Source organism: Rathayibacter sp. KR2-224 (assembly GCF_049446075.1).
Lineage (GTDB): Bacteria > Actinomycetota > Actinomycetes > Actinomycetales > Microbacteriaceae > Humibacter.
The window spans coordinates 2,184,137-2,203,745 of sequence record NZ_JBMSEB010000001.1 but is presented as its reverse complement, the minus strand read 5'-3'; the positions used below and the strand labels follow the sequence as shown (position 1 = coordinate 2,203,745).

The following is a 19,609-nucleotide window of genomic DNA, read 5'->3' as shown; positions in this document are numbered from 1 at the left end:
GACTGCCGCCAAGGTCGCAGCGCCTACGCTTGAACGGTGAGAAGAGCGCAGCGCGTTGCGGGCCCGGCGGCCCTCGTCGTCTTCGCTCTGCTCGCGGTGCTGGCGGCGCTCGCGTACGGCGGAGGGGCATCCGCTCCTGCACTGCTCGATCCCGGTCCGCTCGTACGCTGGGGCCTTCCCGTCGCCAATCTCTTCGTGAACCTGAGCGCCGCGGCCATGATCGGCTCGCTCGTCATGGCGTGCTTCGTCCTCAGCCCGGAGAAGCCCGAATACGACAGGGCGCTGGATGTCGCCGCGGCGTCGGCCGCTGTCATGACGGTCGTGAGCGCGGTCACCGGAGTGCTCACCTACCTCGACGTGACCGGTTCAGCACTGTCGTTCGACCAGCAGTTCAGCGACGGAATCAGCCAGTTCGCGACGCAGATCGCGGTCGGTCAGGTGTGGCTGGCCATCACCCTCATCGCGGCGGTGACGACCGTGCTCTGCTTCGCAGTGCGCAACCATACGGCTGTCGCACTGGTCACGGCCGTCGCCCTGTGCACGCTCATCCCGATGGCACTGAGCGGCCACGCCGCCGGAACCGCCGGACACGACCAGGCGATCACGTCGCTCGGGCTGCACCTCGTCTTCGCCGCCATCTGGATAGGCGGCCTGCTCACCATCGTGCTCATCCGCAAGACGCTCGACGGCGACCGCCTCGTCACGGTGCTCCAGCGGTTCTCCACGCTCGCCATCGTCTCGTTCGTTGTCGTCGCGTTCTCCGGCATCATCAACGCCGATCTCCGCATCGGAACACTGCAGAATCTGCTCACGCCGTACGGCGTCCTCGTGCTCGTCAAAGTTGTCGCGCTTGTCGCGCTCGGACTCTTCGGCATGATCTGGCGCCGCTTCATGATCGACCGGTTGAGACGGGTTCCCGGGCGCGGCCCGTTCTGGTGGATCGTCGCGGCCGAGCTCGCCTTCATGGGCATCGCCTCCGGCGTCGCCGCGGCCCTCGCACGCACGGCGACGCCCGTCGCCCAAGTGCCGATCTCGCAGCCGACGCCCGCCGAGGTGCTCACGGGAGAACCGTTGCCCGCGCCGCTGACGTTGGCTCGCTATCTCCTCGGCATCAACGTCGATCCGCTCTGGCTGATCGCATGCTGCTTCGCGCTCTTCTTCTATCTCGCCGGCGTCGTTCGGTTGCACCGGCGAGGCGACAAGTGGCCGGCGCTGCGCACGATCGCGTGGGTGGCGGGCATCCTCGCGCTCCTCTGGGTGACCAACGGCGGGATCAACGTCTACGAGAAGTACCTCTTCTCCAGCCACATGCTCGCGCACATGCTGCTCACCATGGCCGTGCCCGTCCTGCTGGTCCCCGGAGCTCCCGTCACGCTCGCGTTGCGCGCCATCAAGAAGCGCAGCGACGGCTCGCGCGGCGGCCGTGAATGGATCCTTCTGGTCGTGCACTCGAAGCTCGCCGGCTTCCTCACGCATCCCGTGACAGCCGCGGTGCTCTTCGCCGGTTCGCTCTGGGTGTTCTACTACTCACCGCTGTTCAGCTGGGCCACGACGGACCACATCGGGCACGAGTGGATGATCATCCACTTCTTGATCACCGGCTATCTGTTCGTGCAGTCCCTGATCGGCATCGACCCGGTGCCGTACAGGTTCCCCTATCCGCTCCGCCTCGTGCTGCTCTTGGGCACCATGGCGTTCCACGCCTTCTTCGGCCTGTCGATCCTCACCACCGACGGGCTCTTCCTCGCCGATTGGTTCGGTGCCATGGGGCGCACGTGGGGTCCGACGCCGCTCGGCGACCAGCAGCTGGCAGGGGGCATCGCCTGGAGCATCGGCGAGATCCCCACCGTGGTGCTTGCCATCACCGTGGCCATGCAGTGGAGCCGCAGTGACGCCAAGGAGAGCAGGCGACGCGACAGGCAGGCGGACCGCAGCGGCGACGCCGAACTCACGGCATACAATGCGATGCTGCAGCGCATGGCATCCGATGACGACGACCGGAACGCCGGTGCGCACGACCGAGCGCAGACGGATGTCGCGAAGGAGCCCCAGCGTTGAACACTGTGACGTTGACGACCGAGCAGGCAGCGGTCTTCGACGCCATAGAGCACACGCGTGACCACGTGTTCGTGACCGGGCGCGCGGGAACGGGCAAGTCCACGCTGCTCAACCACCTCGCGTGGAACACCGAGAAGCAGCTCGTGATCAGCGCCCCGACCGGTGTCGCCGCGCTCAACGTCGGCGGGCAGACCATCCACTCGCTGCTCCGGCTGCCCATCGGGGTCATCGCCGACCACGAACTCGACCAGCCTCGAGAGCTCACCAAGCTGCTCAACAGCATCGACACCCTCGTCATCGACGAGGTCTCGATGGTCAACGCGGACCTGATGGATGCCATCGACCGCGCACTCCGCCAGGCCCGCCAGCGCAAGCTCGAGCCGTTCGGCGGTGTGCAGATCGTGCTCTTCGGCGACCCGTACCAGCTCGCCCCCGTGCCCGGGGATGCCGACGAGCGCGCCTACTTCGCCGATCACTACCGGTCGATGTGGTTCTTCGATGCGAAGGTGTGGGACGAGACGTCACTGCGCCGCTTCGAGCTGAGCGAGATCCACCGGCAGCACGAACTGGACTTCAAGCTCATGCTCAACGCCGTGCGGCACGGCCGTGTCACGAAGGAGATCGCCGATCGGTTGAACGCGATGGGCGCCAGGCCGCAGCCGGACGACGGCACCATCACGCTCGCGACGCGCAACGACACCGTCAACCGCATCAACGCGACGGCCCTCCGTCGACTGCCGGGGCGGGTGCTCACGGCCAAGGCGGAGGTGTCCGGCGATTTCGGGCAACGCAACTACCCGGCCGACGAGACGCTCGAGCTCAAGGTGGGGGCTCAGGTGATGTTCCTGCGAAACGACACCGGACAGGGCGGCGATCCACCCCGCTGGGTCAACGGCACCATCGGCTCCGTCGCCCGTATCGACACCAACGTGTGGGTCGACGTCGACGGCGAGATACACGAAGTGGAGCCCGCCGCGTGGGAGCGCTACAGGTACACCTACAATCCGCTGACCAAGAAGCTCACGAAGGATGTCGCCGCCGAGTTCACGCAGTTCCCGCTGCGGCTCGCGTGGGCGGTCACGATCCACAAGTCGCAGGGCAAGACCTATGACAGCGCGATCGTCGACCTGGGCGCTCGCGCCTTCAGTCCCGGGCAGACGTACGTGGCGCTGAGCCGGCTCACCTCTCTCGAAGGGCTCTACCTGAGCCGACCGCTTCGGCCGAGTGACGTGATGGTCGACCCGGACGTGGACCGCTTCATGCGCAGCGAGTAGCTGCAGTTGACGTGCATGGGTCACTGTGGTCTGACCACAGGGCGCTCCCGTGTCATCCGATCGGATGATTCTGCTCGCTCTGTTGTCGTCTCGTTACCGCTCGCTGCCCGGAATCGCCGCGCGCCCGCTTACGCTTGAATGCAGGACCGGGGGGACCACAGGGAGCAGCTATGGCACGGCGATGGGGGCGGAATCGACCGTTCGCGCTGCTCATGGGCGGTGCGGCGGCGCTGCTGACCGCATCCCTCGTGCTCTCCGGGTGCACGCAGCCGGGGGCATCCGACCCGGTGCCGTCGCAGGCATCCGCAACGCTGCCCGGCGACGAGACGGGCGCGATAAAGACCGCCGTGACCGATGCGATGCAGCTTGCCGGCGCGTCCGGGGCGATCGTTGGCGTTTGGGCGCCGTGGGCCGGCAGCTACACGGCCGGCCTCGGCACGACGACTCCCAAGGGCAAGGAGCCGGTGACGCCCGACATGCCGTGGCGCATCGGCTCGGTCACCAAGCCGATGACCTGCACGGTGCTGCTTTCGCTCGTGCAGAAGGGGCAGGTCTCGCTCAACGACCCGGTGACGAAGTACCTTCCGAGACTCGTCGGCGTCGACGGTCTTACCCTCGGGCAGTTGTGTCAGAACACGTCGGGGCTCGGGGACTACTCGGGCGCGCTGGCGCCGCAGTTCATCGACAACCCGCTTCGCACGTACGTTCCGCTCGAGCTCGTGTCGAACGGGCTCGGCGAGCCGCGCGCGGGGACGCCGGGCCAGCGCTGGTCGTACTCCAACGCCGGGTTCGTCCTGCTCGGGATGGCGCTGCAACAGGCGACGGGCAAGGACTGGGCGACTCTGTACCGCGACGAGGTGTTCGGACCCCTCGGCATGTCGTCATCGACCCTGCCGAACTCGGACGGCCTGCAAGCGTCGGCGCTGCACGGCTACGCCACCGTGCTGGACGACGTGACCGGCCAGCCCAAGTGCGGAAGCGTGGTCGACGACACCGCACTCGCGCCGAGTTCCACCTGGACCGCGAAGGGTGTCGTCTCCACCCTCGGCGACCTCAAGACCTTCGCGCAGTCGTTCGCGACGGCATCCCTGCTCCAGGGCGCAGCGAAGAAGGCGGCCTGGACGACCGTGCCGCTCGGCGCCGACGTCGCGGCATGGGAGCAGTACGGGATGGGCGGCATCCAGCTCGGCCCGATGCGCGGACACAGCGGTGCCGTTCCCGGCTTCACCACCGCGATGCTGAGCGACCCGACATCGGGACTCACGGTGGTCGTGATGCTCAACAACTCGACCTCCGGCGCCCCGTACGCCCAGTCGCTCGCCATGCAGCTCAGCGCCATCGCCGCGGGCTTCAAGCCGGCTGCGGGTCAGAACGCGCCGAAGATCACGCTGCCATGGAGCGCAGACAACGCCAAGGCGGCACTCGACCAGCTCGCGGTGTGCCGACCAGCTGGATCGCCTCCCGCGCCCGCTGCGACGCCTCAGCCCACCCCAGCACCGCCGTCGTACCAGCCCCTTCCGCCCGACTGATCCGAGCCCGCTGGTTCGAGCCCGCTCATTCGAGCCCGCTGGTTCGAGCCTGCCGTGCAGACCGGCCGGCCCAGTGAGGCACGGAATAGGGTCGAGACATGCCGATCGTTCCCGACACCAAGAACTGGACCTGGGTGCTCGAGCGCCGTTGCCCCGACTGCGGGTTCGACGCGAGCAGCGTCGCATTCCGCGACATCCCCGCGCTCACGAGGCAGAACGCACGTGACTGGATGCCAGTGCTCGAGCGCGCGGACGTGCGTGACCGCCCAGACGACGCGACGTGGTCCGCCCTCGAGTACGCGGCGCACACCCGTGACGTCTTCCGCATCTTCACTCGTCGGCTGCGACTCATGCTCGACGAGGACGATCCGGCATTCGAGAACTGGGATCAGGATGCCACCGCCGTCGAGGAGCGCTACGCCGAGCAGGACCCAACGGTCGTCGCGATCGAGTTGCGAGAAGCTGCCGATGCCCTGGCGGATGCCTTCGAGCGCGTGCCCGATGCCGCTCTCGGCCGCACCGGCCGCCGCAGCGACGGCAGCGTCTTCACGATCGAGACGCTTGCCAAGTACTACATTCACGACCCGGTGCATCACCTGTGGGACGTGCGCGGCACGGGCTCGCAGTCGGAGATCGGCGAGTAGACCGGCCGGTGGTCACCCGAACTGGGGCGGCGCAGACGAGCATTACGACGGCTTTCACCCGCGTGCGCTCTAGTGAGGGCGCCCCTGGGCACGGCAAGATATTCGCATGGGTCTTGAGCGTGGAAGGCATGGTGCCGGGGGGCTGGTCTCCGCGCTGAACTCATACGGGGATGCCATGGGCGCGGATGCTGCGGGGGCCGCAACCGCGCCCAGGGACCCCGGCCACGCACACAGCTGCCACGACCTTCGTGTTCGCCCATCCCGAGCGTGCGCATCCTGGACCCCACCCGAAACCTGACGGGGTCCGCCCGCCCATTCCACCGGCGGAAACCGGCCGGCACGCCGCCCATTCGGCCGAATACACGGTGTGCCGGCCCGCCTCAACCCAGGCGGCACGAGCATGACGGCCCGATCGAGGGTCGCCGGCCGCGTTGCACGAACACTCCCGGCCGCATTCCAGAGCCCGGAACCTAAGGTGTGAGCATGACCACGGGAACGCCCGCGAAGGAGCCGGCGCACGTGCACCGGTCTGAGTCGCCACGACGGCATCGGCCGCCCGCCGAGCTCATCGTCGTAGTGGTGCTCACCTACGTCGCCGGTTTCCTCGCCATCGGGGTGGGTATCCTGTTCGTCCTGCTGCGCTACGTGGTCGACAACGGGATGTTCGGCGGGTCGTTCGGCGTGACGCTCATCGGCGCCGTCGTCATCCTGCTCGGCCTGTTCGTCATCGCACTGGCGTCGGCTCTCACCAGGGGCAAGCACTACGCGCGTGTGCTCACCACCATTGCGGTCGGCGTCGAGTTCGTGCTGGCCCTTGTCGCGCTCGTGATCGACGCGTCGTCGTACTGGTTCGAGGTCGCGCTCATGGCCGTTGCCGTGCTCATCGCGGTGGTTCTGTGGGTTGGGCGAAGCGGGAGGTACTTCACGCGGATCAGCGAGCGGGATGCAGCCCGCCGCCACACCGGCATCTAGCTGCCCGCCAAACCGGTCTCAGTAGTCGCCGCTGCCACCGTGCCGGCGCACGTACCGGCGATGGATGAACCGCACGGCTTCGATGCCTGCTATCGAGACGATCGACAGACCGATCACGAGAAGCGTGTCGAAGAGCGACGGATCCACGAGCCCGAGGAAGGTGCGCGCGATCGGCACCGCGTACACCAGGATCAGGCCGACCATCATGGCCCCGATGATGACGATCTTCCAGCCGTCGATGGGCCGGGAGAGCACGACGAGCACCCATAGGCCGACGATCGTGAGGATGAGCGTGGCTCCGGTGCGCAGCTCGTCCTGCTCGATGCCGGCCCCGCGCGCTGCCCAGGAGTACCACCACAGGACGAGGCCGACGATCACACCGGCCGGAATGGCGAAGCTCAGCGATCGGCGCAGGAAGCCCGGGATGTAGCGCCGCACATTGGGCATGAGGGCGAGGAAGAACGCGGGGAGACCGATCGTGAGCCCGTCGATGACGGAGAGCTGGCGAGGCAGGAACGGGAACTGCATCACCGAGAGGCCGAACACGACGGCGAGCACCGTGGCGTACGAGGTCTTCGTGAGGAACAGCATCGAAACGCGTTCGATGTTGGCGATCACCTGCCGCCCCTCGGCCACGACACCGGGAAGGTGTTCGAACTTGCCGTCGAGCAGCACGATGCGGGCGACCGCCTTTGTGGCGGCCGAGCCGGATTCCATCGCGATGCCGATGTCGGCCTCCTTGATGGCCAAGGCGTCGTTGACGCCGTCTCCGGTCATGGCCACGGTATGGCCCGCCGCCTGCAGCGCCTTGACGATGCCCTTCTTCTGGGTCGGGCTGACGCGCCCGAATACGGTGTGCTGCTCGAGAGCGGCAGCGAGGGCATCCTGCTCCTCAGGCAGCTCGCGGGCGTCGAAGCCGCTCGGGGCATCCAGCCCGACCTCACGCGCGATGGCCGCGACGGTCTGCGGGTTGTCGCCGGAGATGATCTTGACGTCGACGCCCTGGGAAGCGAAGTACCCGAGCGTTTCGAGGGCGTCCGACCGCACGCTCTCCCGGAACGTGAGCAGCGCTATCGGGGAAAGCGCTCCGGGAAGGGCTTCCTCATCGAGCTGCTCCGCCGTGAGCACCTCGGGCGCGTGACCGAGCACGAGTGTTCGGCGCCCGGATGCCGCGAGCCCGGCAGAGCGCTCATGCAGGCTTGCGTGCGCCCCGCCTTCGAACACCATCTCGGGGCCGCCGAGTACCCAGGTGCCGTGGGCGTGCGAGGAGAACGACACCGCGCTCCACTTGCGCGCGGAGGAGAAGGGGATGCGGGCGTCCGGCTCGAGCGTTCTGGTTGCGGGGTAGGCGGCGGTCAGGCATCGCGCGGTCGCGTTCGCCTCGGGCTCGGCTCCGTACCAGGCGAGCACCTCCTGCCAGCCGGCCGGTGCGGATTCGCCGAGCTGATGCGCGTCGTCGAACACGATCTCGCCTTCGGTGAGCGTGCCCGTCTTGTCGAGGCAGATCACGTCGACCCGGGCCAGTCCCTCCACAGCAGCCAGCTCCTGCACGAGCACCTGGCGGGACGCGAGCTTCACGGCTCCGACAGCGAACGCGATGCTCGTCATGAGCACGAGACCGAGCGGGATCATGGCGATGACGGAGGCGATAGCGTTCACCGCCGCCTGCCGCCACTGCCCGCTCGCGATGGCTTCTGGCCAGCCGCCGAACGCGAACATCTGCGCGTTGAGCACGAGCAGCGCGATCGGGCCGATGATCCACGCCTGGAACTTCAGAACCTTGTTCACCGAGCGGCGCAGTTCGCTCGACACGAGCGAGAACCGCTTCGCCTCGCTGGCCAGCTTGTTGGCGAAGGAGTCTGCGCCCACTCGGGTGACGCTAACGGTACCCTCACCGCCGACGACGATCGAGCCGCTGAGCACCTCGTCGTCTGGCTGCTTGTCGACGGCATCTGATTCGCCGGTCAGCATCGACTCGTCCACTTGAAGCCGGGATGACTGCAGCACCACGCCGTCTGCCGCGATCTGGTCGCCTGCGCGCAGCACGAGGATGTCGTCCATCACCACGTCGGCGACCGTCACCTCGCGCACGTCGCCGTCTCGGAGCACGCGAGCGTGCGGTGCATGCATCAGGGCGAGCTTGTCGAGGGCCGCTTTGGCCCGGAACTCCTGGACGGAACCGATGATCGTGTTGGCGATCGCGCTCAGGCCGAACAATGCATCCTGCCAGCGACCGAGCGCGAGGAGCACCGCGAAGCAGGCGACGATGATGCCGTTGAACAGTGTGAACACGTTGGAGCGGATGATGCTCCACGCGGAGCGGCTGGTGGCATCCGTATACGCGTTCGTGCGCCCGTCCGTCACCCGCTCGGCGACCTCGGCCGAGGTGAGGCCGATGGTCGCGCCGGCCGTGTCGGTCATCGTCTCCCCTGTTCACGCCGTGGCGGCGCCAGCGCCCCCACGACGCGAGCCTAATGGAGCCACTGCTCAGCCAACCCATACCATCGTCGGGTGAGCGAACGGCGAACTGACGGTTCTGTCGAGGTCGAGGCGTTCTTCAGCGCGGACCGCGCGAAGGCCTTCATCGACGCGGTGGTCGCGATAGCGATGACGCTGTTGATCCTGCCGCTACTGGATGCCATCACGGGTCTCGCGCGGGTCTCCCGGCAGGTGCCCGCGTCCACCTGGTTCTCCGAGAACTGGCTCCTGCTGCTGAGCTTTCTGATCAGCTTCGTCATCATCGCGATGTTCTGGATCAACCACCACCGCATGTTCGCCCGGGTTGTGCAGGTCAGCGTGCCGCTGCTGTGGCTCAACATGGCCTGGTTGCTCACGATCGTGTGGCTGCCGGTGGCCACGGCGATGACGAACATCATGGATAGCGACGACCCAGTCGTGAAGGCGTCGTACATGGGCACCATGGCGCTGACCAGCCTGCTGGCGTTCTTCCAGGAGCTGTTCCTGAACAGGCATCCGGAGCTCCACCAGGCCGAGCCCTACTCGTTGCTGCGTGGCATGGCTGTGTACCTCGCGATGACAACGTTGTTCCTGGTCGCCCTCGGGCTCTCGATCGCCGTGCCCGTGCTGTCGTACTTCACGCTGTTTCTGCTCGGGCTCACGGGGCCGCTTTCGGCAGTGTTCGACCGCATGCTCGGGGTGCCCCGGGAGCGCGGGCCCCGGCGAGGTGCGCGGAAGGCGAAGCGGTAGCGCTCGGGGCGCGGCGGGCGTCTGGCGGCCGCAGGCTTCGCCTGCTGATCGATTCCCGACCCAACTGCCGAAAATGGATCTGGCGCCACCCTTACGGGCAGCGCCAGATCCATTGGAGCGGATGACGGGAATCGAACCCGCGCTATCAGCTTGGGAAGCTGAGGTTCTGCCATTGAACTACATCCGCGCGACCGCCGGTGGCGGCATGCACCATGGTAACCGACGGCATCCTGAGGGCGGAATCTGCGCCGGCCACGTCGGCGTGGCACGCCGAAGCCCGACTAGAACGGCGGCGGATCGGAGTCGTACCCGGTCGGGGTGCGCACGCGGATGCCGCCATCGGGCTTCGGATCGAGACGGATACGCGTGACCGATTTCAGCCGGTGCAACCGCGGCTTGAGGGGCACGAGGTTGTCGACATCGGTGTCGCCGCCGTGCTGAAACTCGATCACATGGTCGATCTCTGCCCCTGGACACAGGAACGGTGCTGCGGAGTCGTCGAGCCCGTAGCGGATCTTGAGCCACCGAAGCTGGTCGGGCGACGGTCGGTACCGTCTCCGGTCGAGCGTGAGCTTCGCGGGATCCACAGGGTCGGCGAACACCCGACGGAACGATGGTGCGTCGCGGAGCGCCATCGCGGCCGAGCGGGGGTCGACCGGGCCGTACCCGAGCAGCTCGGCGAACCTGCCATCGGCGTCGATCAGGAGGAACGGCTGCACGGTGATCCCGGCGCTTCCGAGAGCCGGGATGCGCGGAGCCGCGTCCGACCCAGCTGCCGAGTGGGCGGCATCCGCGGCGTCCCCGAGCAGGAGCCCGACGAGTGCGTCGGCGCGAAGCTGAGCAAGGGTGCGATGCTCGCCCGGGTGAAGTCGTTGTGCGCGTGCCGCGGCCTGCAGTCGGGCTTCGATGCCGGCGGCATCCATCACCGGGAGATAAGCGTTGAGCCACGCCATGCCATCGTCGGCCGTCTCGACCGAGACTCGGCGCTGGTCGCGCGCCCGGTCGTGGCGTTCCTGCATCGTGTCGGCGCACATGCGGTCGCGCAGCAGCCGGCACCGGCGGGCGAACTCGCCGCAACGCAGGCCCTCGGCGATCTTCGCGATCCGCTCGTCGTACTCGACCGTCGTGGCCTCGTCGGGCAGGAACTCAGCACAATCCACCGCCGCCCGCACGTGCTGCTGCGAGATGCGCCCAGACAGGAACAGTTCACGCAGCTTCGGCAGCCGAGTGGCGAGAACTGCGGCTTGACGGTCGTAATCGCGAACCACGTTCTCACTGACCGCCAGACGCTGTGCCAGGTCGAAGGCAACGGAGCGGACCGCGAAGTCGATCTCGTCCACGTCGGGAGAGCCGGCGGGGGCACCGACAGGAACGTAGAGACGCGGATACTGCCTGGCGATCTCGAACGCTTCGTGCACGGCGAAGATCTGATGGGCAATGGTCTGATTCGCAAGCGTCTGATTCGCGACTGCGTCGTCGAAAACGAGGTCGATCAGCTCCTGGGCCGTGATCGAGCGTGGGCTCGCCGGCGCATACGCTTCGGCGTCGCAGGTATCGATGTCCCAGGCGTTGGTGTCCCAGGTCGTGACGTCCCAGGTTGCGGCGTCCCAAGTGTCGGCGGCGGGTGCATCCGATGCTGCGGGGACGGACTCGGCCGCCGAGACGGACCCGGATGTCGGGTCGGACTGGGCCACGGGCACGGACCGGGATGTCGGGCCGGACGGGGCCGCGGGATGTTGATGGGTGTTCCTGACGTCACGTTCCGCGGCGCGCTGCAGGGTTGCAGAACGGGCCGCGAGAGCGTTAGAGTCGAACATATCTTCTATTATAGACCGCGACCGAAGCGAGTTCAAGAAGCACGGAGAGGTTGTTATGGCCGTAGTTGCAGTACCAGAATCGACCGAGAAGGAAACAATGGGTCTGCCAGGCCCGCTACTCATTCAGCTAGCGGTGCGCCGCTGTGTCGAAACTATCTTCTAGAGAATCGAATCGCGCCGCCGCGGTGCCTCGAGCGCCGCCGGCAGCACGACGATGGCAACCGGATAGTCTGGCCACGTGCTGCTCTCCGACCGCGACATCAGGGCCGAACTGGACGCCGGGCGCATCGCGTTGGAGCCTTACGATCCGGCGATGATCCAGCCGTCGAGCATCGACGTGCGCCTCGACAGGTTCTTCCGGCTGTTCGACAACCACAAGTACGCGTTCATCGATCCGGCACAAGATCAACCGGAGCTCACACATCTCGTCGAGGTGGACGGCGACCAGCCATTCATCCTGCACCCCGGCGAGTTCGCACTGGGCTCCACCTACGAGCGCGTCACGCTGCCGGACGGCATTGCGGCCCGCCTCGAGGGCAAGAGCTCACTCGGACGTCTCGGCCTGCTCACGCACTCTACGGCGGGATTCATCGACCCCGGCTTCACCGGTCACGTGACGCTCGAGCTCAGTAACGTCGCAACCCTGCCGATCAAGCTCTGGCCCGGCATGAAGATCGGTCAGATGTGCTTCTTCGAGTTGTCGTCGCCCGCGGAGAAGCCATACGGCTCCGCCGCATACAGTTCCAGATACCAGGGCCAGCGCGGGCCCACGGCATCCCGTTCGTACCTGAACTTCCACCGGACCGACGTCAGCGGCGCGCCCGAGGGCGAGTCCGTGGAGGATGCCCAGGCACCTTCGATCAGGTAGGCCGCGTTCGGGAGATCCGGCATCCACAACAGCACACGCGCCAAGCGCAGGAGGAAGGCGAGCTGATGGACGAGGAACGCAGCGCCGCAGCAGACCGCACGTTCGCGGATGCCTTGATCAGTTCGGGCCCCTCCCCCGAGCATCCAAAGCGCATGACGCGGTTCGGGCAGCTCGTGGGCGCGTGGCGCGTGCGCGGACGACGGCTCGACCAGGAGACCGGCGAGTGGGAGGACCGCGACTTCACCTGGCTCGTGTCGTGGGTCGTGGACGGCCGCGCCATCGAAGACCTCGAGGTCATCGGGTCGGGCGACCAGCAGCAGACGATCGCGGTCGCCGTGCGCGTGTACGACCCAGCCGCGGGAATCGTGCGGGTCAGCTACTTCTCCCCGGCGAACAACCAGTACGCGAACCTCGTTGCGCAAGGCTGGCGCGACGGAATCCGACAGGACGGGACGCAGAACGATGAGCGTCCGATCCGGTGGAACTTCAACGGGGTGTCCGAGCACAGCTACACGTTCGAGGGCTGGGTGAGTGACGACGAGGGTGCCACCTGGCGGCTTGTGGAGCACCTCGAAGGCGAGCGCCTGGACTGAGAGTGACGCCCCTGGTTGAGTAGCACCGCCGCCGTGGCCCCTCTCAAGCCGCGGTGGGGCAGCGTTCTCAACCAGCGGTGGGGCGCCGTGGTCAACCCGCGGCTGTGGCTGCGAGGATTCCAGCATGACCATCGCGATCATCGGCCCGGGAACCATCGGTGCGGCGCACACCTCTGCATGGCGGCAGGTGGGCGCCGAGGTCTCGTACCTCGTCGGCCGCACTCCAGACGCCACGCTGCAGGACGCACCTGATGCGCGCACGGTCACCGACCTCGATGTCGCGCTGGCCGATCCGTCGGTGCAGATCGTGACCATCTGCACGCCCACGCCGACGCACAGGGCGTTCGCGGAGGCATCCTTGCGAGCTGGAAAGCACGTGCTGCTGGAGAAGCCCATGGCGCTCTCGGTGGACGATGCGGATGCCATCGCGCGGGCAGCGCAGGCAAGCGGGCGCGTGCTGATGGTGGCGCACGTCGTGCGGTTCTTCGACGCGTATCTGCGCGTGCGCGAGGTGGTCGCGGCGGGACGGGTGGGGCATCCGTTGCACGTGCGCGCCGAGCGGATGATCGCGCCGCCAGGCACGCAGTGGTGGTTCGACGAGGAGCAGTCGGGAGGGCCGGCCGTCGACCTCGGCATCCACGACCTCGACCAGGCGAACCTGCTGCTCGGACATCCGATCGGGGTGCGGGCGGTCGCAGCGGATGCCTACGTCTCCGCTGAAGAGCACGCGTCGGGTCTCGGAGCTTCGGCGCTCGGCGCTCAGGGGCTCGGCCCCATCGAGACGACCGTGCGCTACGAGAACGGTGGCCTCGCTCAGGTGCTGAGCCATGCTCGGATGCCCGCGTCCACGTCGTTCGCGACCGCTCTCCAGGTCACCGGCGATGCCGGGATGGTGGCTACCAGGCACATCGGTGGCGACCGGCCGGTGGACGAGTTCACGCTGCGCGGCACCGACAGCGAAGCGGCGACGCGAGGCATCCTCAGTGAGAAGGTCTCGTCCTTCGCCGACCCGTACGCGAGGCAGGCTGCGCACTTTCTGGAGTGTGTGGCATCCGGGCGCCCATCGCCCATCGCGCCCGTCGAGGATGCCGTGCTCGCCGTGCGCACTGCGCTTGCCGCTCGCGACTCGCTGCGCGCCGGCGGCGCCTGGATGCCGGTGGGCTGACTGCCGCTGGCAAGGGCGGCGCGAAGCACGCGTCAGCTCAGCTGGTCCTGTCTCGACCTGACCGGCAGCAGCAGCGCGAGCCCGAGCGCCAGCACGATGACGATGCCGAGGATGCCCCAGCACTGCTTGCCGCCGATCACGACGAACAGCGTGAACATCGCGGGGGCGAGGAACGTGGCCGCACGTCCCGTCGTCGCGTACAGGCCATAGATCTCGCCCTCGCGACCCGGCGGGATGAGGCGTCCGAGGAACGTCCGGCTCGCGGACTGCGCCGGCCCGACGAACAGGCAGAGTGCGAGGCCGAGCGTCCAGAACACGATCTGGCCGCCATCGTGCAGCACATAGACGAGCGAGCCGCAGATGACCAGTCCAATGAGGGAGGTCACGATCACAGGCTTCGGCCCGAGCTTGTCGTCGAGCGCGCCGATGGCGATGGTCGATACGCCCGCCACCACGTTGGCCGCGATGGCGAAGATGATCACTTCTCCTGCCGAGAAGCCGAACGTGCCGGCCGCGAGAATCCCACCGAACGTGAACACACCCGTCAGACCGTCGCGGAAGATGGCGCTCGCGATCAGGAAGTAGAGGGTGTGCCGGTTCGTCTTCCATAGCCGGCCGATGTCGCGCCCGAGCACGCCGTAGGAGCGGAAGAAGCCAACACGCGGACGGCCGAACTGTTCGAGTGCCCGGTTCTCCGGCACGGCGATGAGCACAGGGATGGCGAACACGGCGAACCACAGTGCGGCGATGAGCATCGAGACGCGAACGTCGAGACCGCCGGCACTCGTGACGCCGAAGAGACCGACGTCCGGCTTGATGAAGCCGAAGTACACGATGAGCAGCAGCACGATGCCGCCGACGTAACCCATGCCCCAGCCAAGGCCGCTCACCTTGCCGATGTTCTTCGGAGTGGAGACCTGGCGCAGCATCCCGTTGTAGTTCACGGCGGCGATCTCGAAGAAGATCGTGCCGATGGCCACGAGCGCCATGCCGAACAGTGCGAACGACGGCTGCGCCCGCACGAAGAACATGAGCGCGAGGCACACGGCGACGACGGCGCTGTTGATGCCGAGCCAGAGCTTGCGGCGTCCGCTGGTGTCTGTCCGCTGTCCGAGCACCGGGGCGAGCACGAGCACGACGAGCCCCGAGATGGTGATGGCGGTGCTGAGCTGGCCGGAGAGTACGTTCGTGTCGCCGAACGACTTGCTCGTGAGATACACGGTGAACACGAATGTGGTTGCGACTGCGTTGAAGGCCGACGACCCCCAGTCCCAGGCGCCCCAGGCGAGCACGCGGCCAAAGCTCGTGCTGGTCGGCACGATAGGAGCGCCGTCGGGGGCCACGACAGAGGATGCCGCGTCGCTGCGAGCACCGGACACGTCGGTCATGCGCTCACCCTAGCTGCCGAGGTGAACGCTGAGGTGACGTGCCGCGAACCTCGCCCCCGAAGCCCATCCGAAAACAGGCATACCGCTCGAGACCAGGCCGATTCTGCCTGTTCTCGAGCGGTATGCGCCTTCCTGCCTGTTTCGGGAAGGCCGCTCAGGCGTCGTTCTGGGCGAGCCAGGCGAGCGACTCCGCGATCCCCTCGAAAACGTCGCCGCGGTAGGCGTCGAACTCGACGACCCGCAGGGCGTTGGGTGAAGCCTGCAGGATGGCGAGCACGTCGATGTCGCCCTGTCCGGCCGGCGTCTGGTTCTCGAAGGCGGCCTTCAGCGCCTCGGGCACGACCAGCGCGCTCTCGCTGCTGGGCAGCACCGTTGCGATGTCGCCGGTGATGCGGCCGTCCTTGATGTGGAGCGCACGCACGCGGTCGCCGAGCGAACGCAGCACGGCGGGCGTGTCTGCGCCGCCGACGGTCGCCCAGAACGTGTCGACCTCGAGAACGACATCCGGTGCGAGGAGCTCGACGAACAGGTCGTAGGCCACGCGGCCCTCGACGCGGTTCGTGAACTCCCACTGGTGGTTGTGGTAGCCGAACTCCAGGCCGCGCGCCTTCGCCAGCTCGGACAGCTCGTTGACACGCTCCGCGATGCGGTGCACGTCATCGGATGTCTGCCACCTGTCGGTCGGGATGAACGGGTCGATCACGGTCGTCATGCCGAGCTCGGCAGCGGCGTCCAGGATGGCGGCCGGCTCATCGGAGTCGATGACGGGGGCGTGGCCGGACGGCGCGGTCACACCCGTCGCGGCGAACGCTCGCTTGTAGTCGGCGGTACGCAGGTGGAACGCGTATGGCTCGACCTGGCGGAAGCCGATCTCGGCGACGCGAGCGACGGCACCGTCGAGGTCCTCGTCGATGGCGTCGCGCACCGAGTACAGCTGAACGGAGGGGTTGGACACGTTGTGCTCCTTTTCTGGAAGTCTGCGGAAATGTCGTCGGAAGGCCGGTCCTGCTCTAAAGGCCGGAACCGCTCGCAAAGCCGGTACCGCTGGCAAGGCCCGTACTGGTCGCAGCCCGGGTCTTCAGCCTGGCAGGTTGCGGCGGTTTGCGGGGTCAGGCATCCGTTGTCGCGGTGAACTCGGCGTGCGCCTCGGCGTTCGCGTCACCGCCGACCCAGACGTCGAAGTCGGTGGCATCAAGCGTCCAGTCGCGGGTCGCCGCGCTCCAGTAGCGGCGCTGCTCAGGCCCCACCTCGAAGGCGACGGTCTCGGTGGCACTCGCCCTGATCTCCACCCGCTGGAACGTTGCGAGCTGACGCAGCGGACGAGACGATGTGCCCGAGCGCTGGTGCAGATACAGCTGCACCACCTCGGCTCCGTCGCGCTCGCCGTCGTTGGTCACGTCGACCGAGACTGTCACGGTGCCGTCGAGCGCAACTCGTTCGGAGCTCACCCGCACGTCGCCGTACCTGAACGATGTGTACGAGAGTCCATGGCCGAACGGGAACAGCGGCGTGCTCTCCTCATCCCAGTAGCGCTTGCCCTGGTCTTGCGGGGCGTGCGAACGCGTGACCGCATGGTGGATCGGCACCTGCCCGACCGAGCGTGGCCAGGTGAAGGGCAGCTTGCCCGCCGGCGATACGTCGCCGAAGAGCAGACGCGCCACCGCCGAGCCGCCGCGTGTACCTGGGTACCACACGTCGAGGATGCCCGGCACGTGCTCGGCCGCCCACCGCACGTCGAGCGGACGCCCGTTCATCAGCACGAGCACCACGGGCGTGCCCGTTGCAACAACGGCCTCCAGCAGGCGCTGCTGCTCGCCTGGCAGCGAGAGGTCGGAGCGCGACGCGTTCTCACCGATCATGTCCTGCTGCTCGCCGAGCACGACGACGGCCACGTCGGCATCCGTGGCGGCTCGCACGGCGCGTTCGAACGCGGCGTCCGCATCGAAATCTGCGGGCGCCGATGGGCTGCCATCGCCGAACATCTCGAACATCGAGGGGAACACGCGCTTCGGCTCGGCGACGCCCTGCTCGAACGTCACGGATGCCGTGCCCGCCAGCCGGTCGCGGATGCCGTCCACAATCGTCACGGTCTCATCGAGATCGAAGTCGAACACCCACGGGCCGATGGTGTCGCGCCTGGATGCGGCAAGTGGGCCGATCACGGCGACGCTGTTCACGGCATCCGCGTTCAGGGGGAGGATGCCTCCCTCGTTGCGCAGCAGCACCGCCGAGCGCTCGGCCGCACGCTGGGCTTCGTCACGGTGAGCCGGATCGGCGAGCACGCGACGGGCATCCGCCACGTCGACGTACGGCTGCTCGAACAGGCCGAGCCGTTCCTTCACCGCGAGGATGCGCCGCACCGCCTGGTCGATGCGTTCCACGTCGACGAGGCCGTCGTCGACCGCTGCGACGAGGTGTTCGAACGCCGGCTGGAAGATGCCCATCTCCATGTCGACGCCCGCGCCCAGCGCGCGCACGGCGGCATCCGTCTGGTCGGCGGCGAAGTGATGCGTCTGCAGGTCTTTGGCGGCGTTGGCGTCGGTGACGACGAATCCTTCGAAACCGAGTGCGTCGCGCAGCACCTCGGTCAGCAGCCAGTGGTTGCCAGAGGCGGGAACCCCGTTGAGGTCCATGTACGCCGACATGATGTTGCCGGCGCCTGCATCGATGGCGGCCTTGAAGGGCGGGAGATAGGTGTTCCAGAACTCTTGGTCGGAGAGGTCGACCTCGTCGTAGTCGCGTCCACCGATCGCGGCGCCGTAGCCGGCGAAGTGCTTGGGGCCGGCGACGATGTGCTCGGGCGCGCCGAGCTCGTCGCCCTGGAACCCGCGCACCTGCGCCGCGGCGACCATGGAGCCGAGCACCGGGTCTTCGCCTGCGCCCTCGATGATGCGTCCCCACCGCGGGTCGCGTGCGATGTCGACCATGGGCGCGAACGCCCAGTGGATGCCCACGGCGCGCGCCTCCTTCGCCGCAACGGCCTGCGCACGTTCGATCGTGTCGGCATCCCAGGTGGCCGCGAGCGCGATCGGGACGGGGAAGATGGTTCGCAGGCCGTGGATCACGTCGAACCCGAAGAGCACGGGGATGCCCTGCGCATTGCCCTCGATCGCGAGCCTCTGCAGTCGGTTGGTCTGCTCGGGATCGGTGACGAACAGCAGCGAGCCGACGGCGCCGTCGGCGAGCGCTGCCTCGACGGCCTGGGGCTGGCGAGAGATGAACGGGTCGACGTTCTCCCCGGCTCCCGCAGGGAGCACGAAGTAGAAGTACTGGATCAGCTGTCCGACCTTCTCCTTGGTCGTCATGCGGGCGAGGAGCCCGTCGATGCGCTGCGATGGCGCGGTGTTGTCGGTCACGCGAGTCCTTTCGTGGTGGCTGGAAGTCAAGCGGGCTGGAGACGGCGGGCGGCCGGGATGCCGCGGCCTACGATGTCAGGATGAGCGACGACCGCGGGCCGAAGGATGCCCGTGAGCGGCGCCCGTACCCCAAGGGTGTTGCTCGCCGCATGCAGATCATCGAGAGTGCGATCGCCTCGTTCGCCGACCACGGTGTTGACGGCACGTCGCTGCGCACCCTCGGCGAGGAGATCGGGGTTTCGCATGCGACGCTGCGGCACTACTTCGCATCCCGCGACGAGTTGCTGGTCGAGGTCTACCGCGCGCATGAGGAGAGCACCGTAGACCAGGCGCCTGGGGACGGCGGGTTGGTCGGCGCCGTAGAGGCGATTGCGGCGAGCGCCGATCGCAACCGCTCGATACCCGGGCTGGTTCGCCTGTACGCGACGCTCTCGACCGACGCGGTGCAGCACGGGCATCCGGTCTCCGAGGCCTTCATTCGCGAGCGCTTCGACAAGCTTCGCGGCGTGCTCGGCGAACTGATCCGAAGGGGACAGGCGGAGGGCCGCATCGCACCCGACATCGACGCGACGGATGCCGCTGCGCTCGTCATCGCCGCCTCCGACGGCCTGCAGGTGCAGTGGCTGCTCGAACCAGACGCGGTCGACGTCGGCCGATCGCTCAAGCTGCTCGAGCGCATCCTGCCTGGCACGGCGGGTGGGGCTGCGCAGTGTGGATCGGAACCGGGCGCCGAGTAGC

At 67.6% G+C, this 19,609-nt stretch carries 15 protein-coding genes and 1 tRNA gene; 10 read left to right on the top strand and 6 right to left on the bottom strand.

All coding sequences use genetic code 11. The features are described from left to right. The first annotated feature begins 36 nt into the window (after positions 1-36). The 5 genes from ACO2Q7_RS10035 to ACO2Q7_RS10015 all read left to right on the top strand — a co-directional run bounded on the left by ACO2Q7_RS10035 (position 37) and on the right by ACO2Q7_RS10015 (position 6,477). Positions 37-2,058 (top strand): cytochrome c oxidase assembly protein, encoded by a 2,022-nt coding sequence (locus ACO2Q7_RS10035; RefSeq protein WP_423355470.1) that lies wholly within the window; start codon positions 37-39, stop codon positions 2,056-2,058. Next, positions 2,055-3,332 (top strand): ATP-dependent DNA helicase, encoded by a 1,278-nt coding sequence (locus ACO2Q7_RS10030; RefSeq protein WP_423355469.1) that lies wholly within the window; start codon positions 2,055-2,057, stop codon positions 3,330-3,332. The genes ACO2Q7_RS10035 and ACO2Q7_RS10030 overlap by 4 nt, the downstream gene beginning before the upstream one ends. A 170-nt stretch (positions 3,333-3,502) precedes the next feature. Further along, on the top strand, positions 3,503-4,861 hold the full coding sequence (locus tag ACO2Q7_RS10025; protein WP_423355468.1) for a serine hydrolase domain-containing protein: 1,359 nt from the start codon (positions 3,503-3,505) through the stop codon (positions 4,859-4,861). A gap of 98 nt (positions 4,862-4,959) precedes the next feature. Beyond that, positions 4,960-5,505, top strand: a complete 546-nt coding sequence (locus tag ACO2Q7_RS10020) for a DinB family protein (protein ID WP_423355467.1) — start codon at positions 4,960-4,962, stop codon at positions 5,503-5,505. A 483-nt stretch (positions 5,506-5,988) separates the two neighbouring features. Further along, complete coding sequence (locus ACO2Q7_RS10015; protein ID WP_423355466.1) at positions 5,989-6,477, top strand: hypothetical protein; 489 nt, start codon at positions 5,989-5,991, stop codon at positions 6,475-6,477. A gap of 18 nt (positions 6,478-6,495) precedes the next feature. Here ACO2Q7_RS10015 and ACO2Q7_RS10010 read toward each other — a convergent pair whose 3' ends face one another. Further along, complete coding sequence (locus tag ACO2Q7_RS10010) at positions 6,496-8,898, bottom strand: cation-translocating P-type ATPase (RefSeq protein WP_423355465.1); 2,403 nt, start codon at positions 8,896-8,898, stop codon at positions 6,496-6,498. Positions 8,899-8,988: 90 nt separating this feature from the next. On the opposite strand from ACO2Q7_RS10010, the gene ACO2Q7_RS10005 reads away from it, so the two are divergent. Beyond that, a complete protein-coding gene (locus ACO2Q7_RS10005; protein WP_423355464.1) occupies positions 8,989-9,684 on the top strand; it encodes a TMEM175 family protein in 696 nt (231 codons plus the stop codon). 113 nt (positions 9,685-9,797) lie between these two features. On the opposite strand, the gene ACO2Q7_RS10000 is transcribed toward ACO2Q7_RS10005, so the two are convergent. Beyond that, positions 9,798-9,871: transfer RNA gene (locus ACO2Q7_RS10000), tRNA-Gly, on the bottom strand. A gap of 94 nt (positions 9,872-9,965) precedes the next feature. Further along, positions 9,966-11,501, bottom strand: coding sequence for a DUF222 domain-containing protein (locus tag ACO2Q7_RS09995; protein ID WP_423355463.1), 1,536 nt, complete (start codon positions 11,499-11,501; stop codon positions 9,966-9,968). A 238-nt stretch (positions 11,502-11,739) separates the two neighbouring features. Here ACO2Q7_RS09995 and dcd point away from each other — a divergent pair, with 238 nt between their 5' ends. The 3 genes from dcd (at position 11,740) to ACO2Q7_RS09980 (ending at position 14,127) form a co-directional block, all read left to right on the top strand. Further along, complete coding sequence (gene dcd / locus ACO2Q7_RS09990) at positions 11,740-12,369, top strand: dCTP deaminase (RefSeq protein WP_423355462.1); 630 nt, start codon at positions 11,740-11,742, stop codon at positions 12,367-12,369. Positions 12,370-12,434: 65 nt separating this feature from the next. Continuing rightward, positions 12,435-12,962: a hypothetical protein gene (locus ACO2Q7_RS09985; RefSeq protein ID WP_423355461.1), complete on the top strand. Its 528-nt coding sequence runs from the start codon at positions 12,435-12,437 to the stop codon at positions 12,960-12,962. A gap of 124 nt (positions 12,963-13,086) precedes the next feature. After that, positions 13,087-14,127 (top strand): Gfo/Idh/MocA family protein, encoded by a 1,041-nt coding sequence (locus ACO2Q7_RS09980; RefSeq protein ID WP_423355460.1) that lies wholly within the window; start codon positions 13,087-13,089, stop codon positions 14,125-14,127. 32 nt (positions 14,128-14,159) lie between these two features. Here ACO2Q7_RS09980 and ACO2Q7_RS09975 read toward each other — a convergent pair whose 3' ends face one another. The 3 genes from ACO2Q7_RS09975 to ACO2Q7_RS09965 form a co-directional block, all read right to left on the bottom strand. Beyond that, entirely contained in the window at positions 14,160-15,515 is a 1,356-nt protein-coding gene (locus tag ACO2Q7_RS09975) for an MFS transporter (RefSeq protein WP_423355459.1), read from the bottom strand. A gap of 154 nt (positions 15,516-15,669) precedes the next feature. Continuing rightward, positions 15,670-16,470, bottom strand: a complete 801-nt coding sequence (locus ACO2Q7_RS09970; RefSeq protein ID WP_423355458.1) for a sugar phosphate isomerase/epimerase family protein — start codon at positions 16,468-16,470, stop codon at positions 15,670-15,672. A gap of 154 nt (positions 16,471-16,624) precedes the next feature. Continuing rightward, positions 16,625-18,871 (bottom strand): glycoside hydrolase family 3 N-terminal domain-containing protein, encoded by a 2,247-nt coding sequence (locus tag ACO2Q7_RS09965; protein WP_423355457.1) that lies wholly within the window; start codon positions 18,869-18,871, stop codon positions 16,625-16,627. 80 nt (positions 18,872-18,951) lie between these two features. Here ACO2Q7_RS09965 and ACO2Q7_RS09960 point away from each other — a divergent pair, with 80 nt between their 5' ends. Beyond that, entirely contained in the window at positions 18,952-19,608 is a 657-nt protein-coding gene (locus tag ACO2Q7_RS09960; RefSeq protein WP_423355456.1) for a TetR/AcrR family transcriptional regulator, read from the top strand. The last annotated feature ends 1 nt before the right edge of the window (position 19,609 follow it).

What these genes read in the sequence shown, in the direction of transcription:
- ACO2Q7_RS09960 (WP_423355456.1), top strand. Translation starts at nt 18,952, where the DNA reads ATGAGCGACGACCGCGGGCCGAAGGATGCCCGTGAGCGGCGCCCGTAC.
- ACO2Q7_RS09985 (WP_423355461.1), top strand. Translation starts at nt 12,435, where the DNA reads ATGGACGAGGAACGCAGCGCCGCAGCAGACCGCACGTTCGCGGATGCC.
- ACO2Q7_RS09980 (WP_423355460.1), top strand. Translation starts at nt 13,087, where the DNA reads ATGACCATCGCGATCATCGGCCCGGGAACCATCGGTGCGGCGCACACC.
- ACO2Q7_RS10020 (WP_423355467.1), top strand. Translation starts at nt 4,960, where the DNA reads ATGCCGATCGTTCCCGACACCAAGAACTGGACCTGGGTGCTCGAGCGC.
- ACO2Q7_RS10025 (WP_423355468.1), top strand. Translation starts at nt 3,503, where the DNA reads ATGGCACGGCGATGGGGGCGGAATCGACCGTTCGCGCTGCTCATGGGC.
- ACO2Q7_RS10015 (WP_423355466.1), top strand. Translation starts at nt 5,989, where the DNA reads ATGACCACGGGAACGCCCGCGAAGGAGCCGGCGCACGTGCACCGGTCT.
- ACO2Q7_RS09995 (WP_423355463.1), bottom strand. Translation starts at nt 11,501, where the DNA reads ATGTTCGACTCTAACGCTCTCGCGGCCCGTTCTGCAACCCTGCAGCGC.
- ACO2Q7_RS09975 (WP_423355459.1), bottom strand. Translation starts at nt 15,515, where the DNA reads ATGACCGACGTGTCCGGTGCTCGCAGCGACGCGGCATCCTCTGTCGTG.
- ACO2Q7_RS10010 (WP_423355465.1), bottom strand. Translation starts at nt 8,898, where the DNA reads ATGACCGACACGGCCGGCGCGACCATCGGCCTCACCTCGGCCGAGGTC.